Here is an 8,851-nt window from a genome sequence, read left to right as displayed (position 1 = left end):
GCTGTTGCAACTCGATGGCTTTGCGGACGGCGCGGCGCGCGCGCATGATGTTCTTGTTGTCGGAGAGCGCTACCCGCTCGATGTACACCGGGGCTTCCAGCGTGGCCAGCAGCTCGCACACGTGGATGGGGAAGCCCTCGTTGGAGGCGCGCCGGCCCCAGGGCGTGGTGGTGGAGCTTTGCCCCAGCAGCGTGGTGGGGGCCATCTGGCCGCCGGTCATGCCGTAGATGGCGTTGTTGATGAAGAAGACGGTGATGTGCTCGCCGCGGTTCGCGGCGTGCACGATCTCGGCCGTCCCGATGGCGGCCAGGTCGCCGTCCCCTTGGTACGCGATCACGATCGAGTCCGGACGGGAGCGCTTCAGGCCGGTCGCCACGGCCGGGGTGCGCCCGTGCGAGGCCTGCACGTTCCCGGTGTCGAAGTAGTAGTAGGCGAAGACGGAGCAGCCCACCGGGCTCACGAAGATGGCGCGGTCCTGCAGCCCCATCTCGGCGATGGTCTCGGCGATGAGCTTGTGCGCCACGCCGTGGCCGCAGCCGGGGCAGTAGTGCGTCTGGTGCTGCAGCTCGCTCTTCCGGTCGTAGTTGTCGTAGAACGCCGGCGACTTCTCGTGGATCGTCGTGTATTCCGCCACAGCCTGCCTCCTTACCGCCGTCCGACCATCGTGGGTTGCAGCACCTGCTCGTGGATCTCCTCGGCCGAGGGCACGTTGCCGCCGACGCGGCTGTAGCAGCCCACTTGAACCTCGCCGTTGAGCGCCAGCTTCACGTCTTCGACCATCTGCCCATTGCTCAGCTCGACCACGTGCACGCGGTCCACGGCGCGCGCCGCTTCGCGCAGCGCTCCGCTCGGGAAGGGCCACAGCGTGATGGGCCGGAAGAGCCCGACCTTCATGCCTTGTGCGCGGGCTTTCTCCACCACCGAGCGCAGCACGCGCGAAACGATGCCGTAGCCGACCAGCAGGATCTCCGCGTCGTCGGCCATGTAGGTCTCGTGCCGCACTTCCAGCTGCTGCGCCAGCCGGTACTTGCTCTCCAGGTGCTGCTGGTGCGCTTCCAGTTCGTCCGGCTCCAGGAAGATGGAGCTGATGAGGTTCTTGCGGGTCTCCGGCGTGCCCAGCACCGCCCAATCCTTGGACGGCGCCTCGTGCGCCTCGAACTCCAGGTCGAGCGGCTCGATCATCTGCCCGATAAAACCGTCGGCCAGCACGATCGCCGGGTTGCGATAGCGATCCGCCAGGTCGAACGCCAGCATGGTGAGCGTGGCCATCTCCTGCACCGATGACGGCGCAACCACGAAGTTGCGATAGTTGCCGTGGCCGCCGCCTTTCACCGTGGCGAAGTAGTCGCTTTGCTCGGGCGCGATGTTGCCCAGGCCCGGCCCGCCGCGCATGATGTCCACGATGACCGCCGGCAGCTCCGAGCCGGCCAGGTACGAGATCCCTTCCTGCATCAGCGACAGACCCGGACCCGAGGAGCCGGTCATCACGCGCTCGCCCGCCGACGCCGCCCCGTAGACCATGTTGATGGCCGAAACCTCGCTCTCCGCCTGCAGGAATGTCCCGCCGATCTCGGGGAAGTAGAGCGCCGCGGCCTCCGCGATCTCGCTGGCCGGCGTGATGGGATAGCCGAAATAGCGGCGGCATCCGGCCGCGATGGCGCCCTTGATGACTGCGACGTTGCCTTTACACAGTTGCCGCATGCTCCGCCTCCTTGAACGTGGCTCCCGAAGCCGCGATGCGCATCACCGTGATCGCGCCCGGCTCCGGGCAGCAGTAGAAGCAGATGCCGCAGCCCGTGCAGCCTTCGCCCGAGTACGCGGCGGGATGCACGCCCATCGCGCTCAACCCCTGCTCGAGCGCGAGGCACTTGGGTGGGCACGATTCCACGCACAGCCCGCAGCCTTTGCACTCCATCGCATCGATCCGCACCGATCCCCGTGCTTGTGCCATGAGTTACCTCGCAGCCGCGAGCGCCGGCGTGGTGTGGTTCAGCCACTTCGTCCGCTCGCAGTATTCGTACAGCTCGTTACGGAACTTGGGGTGCGCGATCGCGATGAGCGATTCCGCGCGCTGCCGGATCGATTTTCCATGCAGGTACGCCGTGCCGTACTCGGTGACCACGTAGTGCACGGCGCCGCGCGAGGTCACTACGCCCGAACCGGGCGTGAGCGTGGGCGCGATGCGCGAGATGGTGTCGCCCTTGGCGGTCGAGGGCAACGCGATGATGGGCTTGCCACCCTTCGCCCGCGAGGCGCCGCGGATGAAGTCGACCTGCCCGCCGATGCCGCTGTAGAACTGCGTGCCCATCGAGTCCGAGCAGACCTGGCCGGTCAGGTCGATCTGCAGCGCGGAATTCACCGCGACCATGTTGTCGTTGCGCGCGATGAACGCCGGGTCGTTGGTGTACGCCGAGGGATGGAACTCGAAGATGGGGTTGTTGTCGGCGAAGTCGAACAGCCGCTTCGTCCCCAGCAGGAAGCCCAGGATGATCTTGCGCGGCTTGAAGGTCTTGCGCGCGCCGGTGATGATGCCGGCCTCGATCAGCGGGATGACGTTGTCGGAGATCAGCTCGGTGTGGATACCCAGGTCGCGCCGGTCCATGAGGAAGGGAAGCACCGCGTCGGGGATGCCGCCGATCCCGAGCTGCAGCGTCGCGCCGTCGTCGATCAGGTCGGCCACGTTGCGGGCGATCGCGCGATGCATCGGCGAGACCTCGTGCGGCGGCAGCTCGCACAGCGGCTGGTTCGCCTCCACGATCAGGTCGAGGTCATGCACGTGGATGAAGCTGTCGCCGAAGGTGCGCGGCATCTCGGCGTTCACCTGCGCGATCACGATGTCGGCGACGCGCGCCGCGGTGAGCGTGGTGTCGATGCCGACGCCGAAGCTGCAGAACCCGTGCGCGTCCGGCGGCGACACCTGGATCAGCGCGACGTCGAGCGGCATGGCCCCGGACTCGAACAGGCTTTCGATCTCGCTCAGCATCACCGGCGTGTAGTCCGCGCGGCCGTCGTTCACCGCCTCGCGCACGTTCCCGCCGATGAAGAACGCGTTGTGCCGGAAGTGTCCCGCCATCTCCGGCCGGATGTAATCCGCGCGTCCCAGCGTGAGCAGGTGGACGATCTCCACGTCGTGCACCATGGGCGCGCGCTCCATCAGCGCACCCACCAGGGCCTCGGGCTCCGCGCAGCCGGGCTGGATGTACACCCGCATCCCGCTGCGGATCCCGCGCACCGCCTCCGGCGCCGTCGTCAGCTTCTTCTTGTATTCCGTCTCCCAGCTCATGGCTTCGGGCCTCCCTAGCCCTTCGGGACGCATTGGCACAGCTGCGCCTTGCGTTCCTCGTAGCCCACGGTCGCGAATACGACCGCCTGGTCGTAAAACTCTTCCAGCAGCGTCTCCATCTCGAGGTCGGCCATCACCTCCGCCGGCTGCTCCTGCTTCGGGCGGTGCGCCAGGACGTAGTCGTGGAGGTAACGCTTGGTGGCGAGGATGACGTAGAGCAGCTTGCTGAGCTCGAGCCCCTGCGCGGCGCGACGCCCGCCGATCTCGCGGTAGCGGCGCTCCACCGCGCCGCCGATGGGCTCTTCCAGCCACTCACCGAGATGGCGATAGATCTCGTGGACGCGCTTCCACAGCTCGGCCGACGGCACTTTGTCGAGATAGCCGGCGGCCCGCGGGTCGCGCTCGATGTCGTCGAGCAGGCCGCTCGCCATCTCCGCGGCGTCCTGTTCGATCAGGTGGACGAGGCGATAAGTACTCAGCACCGGAGGCCCCTTTCCTGCACGTTTCAGTGTGAGGTCAGAGGCATTCCGCCGATGTGATACGTGTCACTTTTGGGGGTGACGCGAGGGGTTTCGCGTGTTTGACCCAACGTCGCGACGGCCAGTAGAATCAAAAGGAAGCGAGCAGCTCCGCTCGCGCCGACCGAGACTGCCCCCTCGTTCAATGGTAGGACAGCTGACTCTGGATCAGCATATCGGGGTTCGAATCCCTGGGGGGCAGCCAACACTCTTCCTCTGACGATCCATACCTGAGCACGCTGCCGCTGCCCCAAGAAGGGTTTTCCTCCCCTCCTTCTCTCATCCTGTTTTCATTTCTGACGGCTCCGCGCTACCATCATCCTGTCATCCTCCCCAGCCGCCCTCGAGGTGGCTCATGCGCTGCCCGCGCGCCCTTGCCGTCATCCTTCTCCTTGCGTCGTTGATGTTCGCGGCCGACCAGAAGCCGCCCAAGTCCAAGCCGCACCAGCCGTTCACGTTCATCGTGTTCGGCGACAGCCGCCTGCCGGGCTACTTGCCGTACCGCGACGACGCCTCGGTGCGCCGCTTCTTCCGCGCCGTCATCGACTACGCCTACGGTCCTGAGGTCCCGTTCGAGGCCAAGACGGTCTACGACTCCGCCTCCGGCGAGCTCGTGCAGGTCACGCTCGACGTTCCCGGACACCCGGAGAAGTCCGCGACCTTTCTGCTGCGCAACGGATGGCCGCAGACCATCAAGGTCGGTCCCGAAGAGACGGTCATCTTGCGCGGAGAAGGGCAGCGCTGGGTCTTCGACCAGGTTGTGACCGCGCTCGCCGCCGGCGCCGTTCCCGGCGAGAAGCGCGGCGCGCGCTTCGCGCTCCACACCGGCGACATCACGTACTCAGGTTATTCAGGGAACGGAGAAGACAATCCCTACTGGCGCGATTTCTACTCGAACTTCCTGTCGCGCCTGCCCGCGCACGGCGCCGCACCGCTGGCTGCGCGCTTCTATCCCGCCCCTGGGAACCACGAGACCTGGCTCGACCCCGGCTTGGAAGGCTTCCGGCGCGAGTTCCCGCAGCTCGCGCCGCTGGGTTTCTCCTCCGAGCAGCGGCTCTACCAGTTCGACTACGAGGGCAGCCGGTTCCTGTTCCTCGATACCGGCGACCTCGACGCGCGGCGCCCCTCGGCGTGGCTCTCGCAGCATCCCGATCATGCCGGCCAGATGCAGTGGCTGCGCGCCGCGCTCTCAGACGCGCGCGCCGCGGGCCTGCGCAACGTGTTCGTCACCTTCCACAACCCGGCTTTCTGCGTGGCCGGGGCCGGCCCCATCCCCGCCGACCAGAACCCGCACGCGCTGCTCAAGGAGTTCGCCCGCGACCTCCGCATCACGGTCTTCAACGGCCACGTGCACACCACCGAGGCCTTCGAGGTCGACGGCATCCGGTATCTCGTGCTCGGCAATGGCGGCGGCGAGCAGACGCTCAACGCGACGGCTCCGCCCGCGAACTATCCGCCGGAGCTTTACTGGCGCGGCGCGCCGCGCATCGAGGAGTACAACTACCTGGAAGTCTCGGTGAGCGAGAAAGACGCGCTGAATTTGCGGCTGCACCGCTTCCGCCCGACGGCCGCCAAGCAGTTCGAGACCGTCGAGCTGTTCCGCTGACTACGCTTCGTGCCTGGGCGGCCAGGCGCCCGTGCCGCGGCCGCCGGCGCGCTTCAGGCGGGCGAGGGCGAACTCTTTTGGCGGCGTCGCCTTGCCGGTGACCGCCTCCGCGACCATCTTTCCCATGGCCGGTCCGTGCTTGAAGCCGTGGCCCGAGCCGCCGCCCACCAGCCACACGTTCTCCGCCGCCGGATGGCGATCGAGGATGAAATCCTGGTCGGGCGAGTTCTCGTACTGGCACACGCGGCTCTCCACCAGCGGCGCGCCGCGCATCCCGGGGAAGCGCATCTCCATGTACTCGCGCGCGCGCTTCACTCCTTCTTCCGAAACGCGGCGTTCGCCCGTCGTCGGGTCGAAGTCGTGGCCGCGCGTGTCGTCGGCGAGCTTGAACCCGCGCCACTCGTTCCCGGGAATCCCATAGAACAGCCGCGGGCCGTTGTCGATCCACACCGGCATGGCGGCGTCGGTGTAGCGCGGGTCCCCCGCCGGCACGCCGAAGAAGAGGACCTCCTGCCGCGTCGGATGCACCAGCGGCCCCAGGTCCGGGAAGAGCTTGTTTAGCCACGGCCCGCACGCGAAGACGTAAGCGTCGGCGGTCAGGGCTTTGCCATTGGCGGTGACATTGCCGAGACCCTTTCCCGAAACGCCGGGGAAGACCTCCGCTTGCTGGTACGTTCCGCCTTCCTTCTGGCACTGCTCGAGCACGGTCGCGCACGCGCGCCGCGCCAACAGGTAGCCGGCGTCGCGCTCCCACAGGCAGTACTCCACGCCGGCGAACGATATCTGCGGCCAGCGCTTCGCCGCCTCGGCCGCTTCGAGTTTTTCGTGCGCCACGCCTTCCGCCGCGAGCACCGGCAGAGCGGCGCGCTCGTAGGCGTCGTCCGCGCCCGCCATCCACAGCGCGCCGGTGCGGTGGAACAGTTGCGCCCCGACGCGCCTCTCGTGCTCCTTCCACGCCGCCAGCGACTCGACCGCCATGCGCGTGTAGAGCCGGGAGGCGCCATAGGTCGCGCGGATGACGCGCGTCTCCCCGCCCGAGCTGGCGCGCGAATTCCCCGGACCCCACGCGTCGAGGATGGTCACCTGCCAGCCCGCGCGCAGCAGGTTCAGCGCCGTCCAGCCGCCGAACGCGCCCGCGCCAACGACGATGGCCGACTTCGGCCGCGCTTCCGCCGCGGCACGGCCGCCGCTGGCGGCCGCGACCGCGACCATCGCTCCCGTCTTCACGAACTCGCGGCGATTGGGTCTGCGCATGACGATCGGCGCCGCACGGCGCAAAGAAAAGGACCGGCGGGAAGCCGGGCCAAGGGTAACGGATTCCTGCAGGGCTAGAACCAGAAATCGAAGCCGACCCTCGTCCGCCACGGCGGACTGCTCGGACCGGCCGCTATCTGGTTCCCAGCAACCGATCGAGGAGCGCGAGCAGCTTGCGCGTCGTATCGGTGTAGGGCGGGAACAGGCGGCGGAGCATCGAGAGACGCGTCTGGCGCAGGACGGCGCGCTCGTGCGAGAAGGCGCGGAATCCGAACCAGCCGTGATAGTTCCCCATGCCGCTGGCGCCCACGCCGCCAAAGGGCAGGTTGTGGTTGCCGAAGTGGAGCAGCGTGGTGTTCCACACGGTGGCGCCGGCGGAGGTCTCGCGCAGCACCCGCTCGAGCGGCTCGCGGTCGCGCGAGAAGACGTAGAGGGCGAGCGGCGCAGGGCGCGAGCGGATGAGGAGCAAGGCTTCGTCGAGCGTCTGGTAGGTGACGACAGGCAGGATGGGCCCGAAGATCTCGTCGCGCATCAGCGGGGAGTCCGGGGCGACGCCGGAGACGATGGTGGGCGCGAGGTAGCAAGACGCGCGGTCGAATTCGCCGCCGAGCTCGAGGTGCGCGGGATGTCCGGAAGATGGCGCGAGCGCTGCGTCGAGGGCCGCGATGAGGCGCGCAGCCGCAGCCGGTTCGATGAGGCGGCAGTAGTCCGGGGAGCGGCGGACTTCGGCGCCGGCGCCGTACATGCTCTCGGTGGCGGATCTGAGCGCGGCGACGAAGGCGCGCTCGCGGGAGTGGTGCACGAGGACGTAGTCGGGCGCGATGCAGGTCTGCCCGGCGTTGACGAACTTGCCCCACGCGATGCGCTCGGCGGCGATGGTGAGATCGGCGGTCTCGTCCACCAGCGCGGGCGACTTGCCACCCAGTTCGAGCGTGACGCTGGCGAGGTTCTCGGCGGCGGCCCGCATCACCTGCTTGCCCAAGCGCGTGGAGCCGGTAAAGAAGATGTGGTCGAACGGGAGCGCGGTGAGCGCCTGGGCGACTTCGGGTCCGCCGAGCACGCAGGTCACTTCGTCCGCGGGGAAGGCATCGCGGACGATGGCGGCGACGACCTCGCTGGTGCGCGGCGCCTTCTCCGATGGCTTCAGCAGGACGCAGTTGCCGGCGGCGACCGCGGCGATGAGCGGGGTGAGCGCCAGGTCCGCGGGGTAGTTCCAGGGCGCGAGGATGAGGGCCACGCCCCGCGGCTCAAAGCGAACCTCGCTGCGCGTCCCGAGCAGCAGCAGGGGTGTCGCGACTCGGCGGGGGCGCATCCAGCCGCGCAGGTTGCGGATAGCGTGGTCGAGTTCGAGGAGCAGGGGCTGGAGCTCGAGGATCTCGGACTCTTCGGGCGGCCGGTGGAGGTCGGCTTGGAGGGCCCCGCGCAGCTCGGCGCGGCGGGCGACGAGGGCGGCGCGCAGGCGCTTGAGCTTCGCGATGCGGTCGGCCGCGCTGGTCTGGGCGACCGTCCAGCGGTTGGCCTGGAGCGCGGCGAAGGCGGCGTGGAGGTCGACCGCGGGCTGCAGCGTTGCGGACACGGGGTCATTCTAAGAGCAAAGGCAAAAGGAAGAGGGCAAAAGGCCAAAGGAAAGCCCTCAGGGTAAGCCAAGAGAGCCGCGGGTCAGAGACCTCCGTAATGGTTACATCCGAGTAAACTGATGCGTTTTTCTATTGCATCGAGTTTGGTGCGCGGCGTAGATTTGGCTCGCTTTTCCACAAGCTCTGGGAATTTCCGAAGGGAACGAAGAGGCGCTTCTCCATGTTGGTGGAGAAAATCCGTCACGGATTACTTCAAGTATCGACCGATCACGGTCCGCGCTTCGTCGCGCCTTCGTTGCTGCAGCGGCTCCAGCTCATCTGGATGTTCCGCAACTTCAAGCTGCTGCCCCAGGAAGTGCTGAGCGAGCACGAGCAGCAACTGGTGCGCGCGCTGTGCGAAAAGAAGCTGCAGAAGCGGAACGACGTGAATCCTGACGCCGTCATCGGGATCGTGGAGCAGCAGCCGAGCCTGCCGCCGAAGAAGCGCGCGTTGGCGGTGGCGAAAGTGCGACCCGCGCCGAGCGTGGCGCCGTCGGCGGCGCAACCCGCAGCGCATCCCTAGAAGAACCTGAACGCAGAACTCGCAGCGGCGCCGCGAGGGCGCAGACGTGTG

General features: G+C 67.7%; 9 protein-coding genes and 1 tRNA gene. 3 read left to right on the top strand and 7 right to left on the bottom strand.

From position 1 onward, the window contains the following. The 5 genes from VLA96_00920 to VLA96_00900 all read right to left on the bottom strand — a co-directional run. Positions 1 to 634 (bottom strand): thiamine pyrophosphate-dependent enzyme (locus VLA96_00920; protein ID HSE47748.1); only part of this gene is annotated, 634 nt, incomplete at its 3' end. Positions 635 to 645: 11 nt separating this feature from the next. Next, positions 646 to 1,701, bottom strand: a complete 1,056-nt coding sequence (locus VLA96_00915; protein HSE47747.1) for a 3-methyl-2-oxobutanoate dehydrogenase subunit VorB — start codon at positions 1,699 to 1,701, stop codon at positions 646 to 648. After that, complete coding sequence (locus tag VLA96_00910) at positions 1,685 to 1,951, bottom strand: 4Fe-4S dicluster domain-containing protein (protein HSE47746.1); 267 nt, start codon at positions 1,949 to 1,951, stop codon at positions 1,685 to 1,687. Before VLA96_00910 ends, VLA96_00915 begins: the two co-directional genes overlap by 17 nt. A 3-nt stretch (positions 1,952 to 1,954) precedes the next feature. After that, positions 1,955 to 3,283 (bottom strand): acetyl-CoA hydrolase/transferase C-terminal domain-containing protein, encoded by a 1,329-nt coding sequence (locus tag VLA96_00905; protein HSE47745.1) that lies wholly within the window; start codon positions 3,281 to 3,283, stop codon positions 1,955 to 1,957. Positions 3,284 to 3,297: 14 nt separating this feature from the next. Further along, entirely contained in the window at positions 3,298 to 3,765 is a 468-nt protein-coding gene (locus VLA96_00900) for a hypothetical protein (protein ID HSE47744.1), read from the bottom strand. 167 nt (positions 3,766 to 3,932) lie between these two features. On the opposite strand from VLA96_00900, the gene VLA96_00895 reads away from it, so the two are divergent. Together VLA96_00895 and VLA96_00890 are read left to right on the top strand one after the other, a co-directional pair. Next, a tRNA-Gln gene (locus VLA96_00895) sits at positions 3,933 to 4,006 on the top strand. Positions 4,007 to 4,156: 150 nt separating this feature from the next. Then, positions 4,157 to 5,407, top strand: a complete 1,251-nt coding sequence (locus tag VLA96_00890) for a metallophosphoesterase (GenBank protein HSE47743.1) — start codon at positions 4,157 to 4,159, stop codon at positions 5,405 to 5,407. Here VLA96_00890 and VLA96_00885 read toward each other — a convergent pair whose 3' ends face one another. Then, positions 5,408 to 6,661, bottom strand: a complete 1,254-nt coding sequence (locus VLA96_00885) for an FAD-dependent oxidoreductase (GenBank protein ID HSE47742.1) — start codon at positions 6,659 to 6,661, stop codon at positions 5,408 to 5,410. 133 nt (positions 6,662 to 6,794) lie between these two features. Beyond that, positions 6,795 to 8,237, bottom strand: a complete 1,443-nt coding sequence (locus VLA96_00880; GenBank protein ID HSE47741.1) for an aldehyde dehydrogenase family protein — start codon at positions 8,235 to 8,237, stop codon at positions 6,795 to 6,797. Positions 8,238 to 8,533: 296 nt separating this feature from the next. On the opposite strand from VLA96_00880, the gene VLA96_00875 reads away from it, so the two are divergent. After that, positions 8,534 to 8,800, top strand: coding sequence for a hypothetical protein (locus VLA96_00875; protein ID HSE47740.1), 267 nt, complete (start codon positions 8,534 to 8,536; stop codon positions 8,798 to 8,800). Positions 8,801 to 8,851 lie beyond the last annotated feature (51 nt).

Source organism: Terriglobales bacterium (assembly GCA_035457425.1).
Classification (GTDB): domain Bacteria; phylum Acidobacteriota; class Terriglobia; order Terriglobales; family Acidobacteriaceae; genus JACPNR01.
Note: the sequence above shows the minus strand (reverse complement) of the source record. Positions and strands in the feature narration are given on the sequence as shown.

What these genes read in the sequence shown, in the direction of transcription:
- VLA96_00915 (HSE47747.1), bottom strand. Translation starts at nt 1,701, where the DNA reads ATGCGGCAACTGTGTAAAGGCAACGTCGCAGTCATCAAGGGCGCCATC.
- VLA96_00910 (HSE47746.1), bottom strand. Translation starts at nt 1,951, where the DNA reads ATGGCACAAGCACGGGGATCGGTGCGGATCGATGCGATGGAGTGCAAA.
- VLA96_00905 (HSE47745.1), bottom strand. Translation starts at nt 3,283, where the DNA reads ATGAGCTGGGAGACGGAATACAAGAAGAAGCTGACGACGGCGCCGGAG.
- VLA96_00890 (HSE47743.1), top strand. Translation starts at nt 4,157, where the DNA reads ATGCGCTGCCCGCGCGCCCTTGCCGTCATCCTTCTCCTTGCGTCGTTG.
- VLA96_00885 (HSE47742.1), bottom strand. Translation starts at nt 6,661, where the DNA reads ATGCGCAGACCCAATCGCCGCGAGTTCGTGAAGACGGGAGCGATGGTC.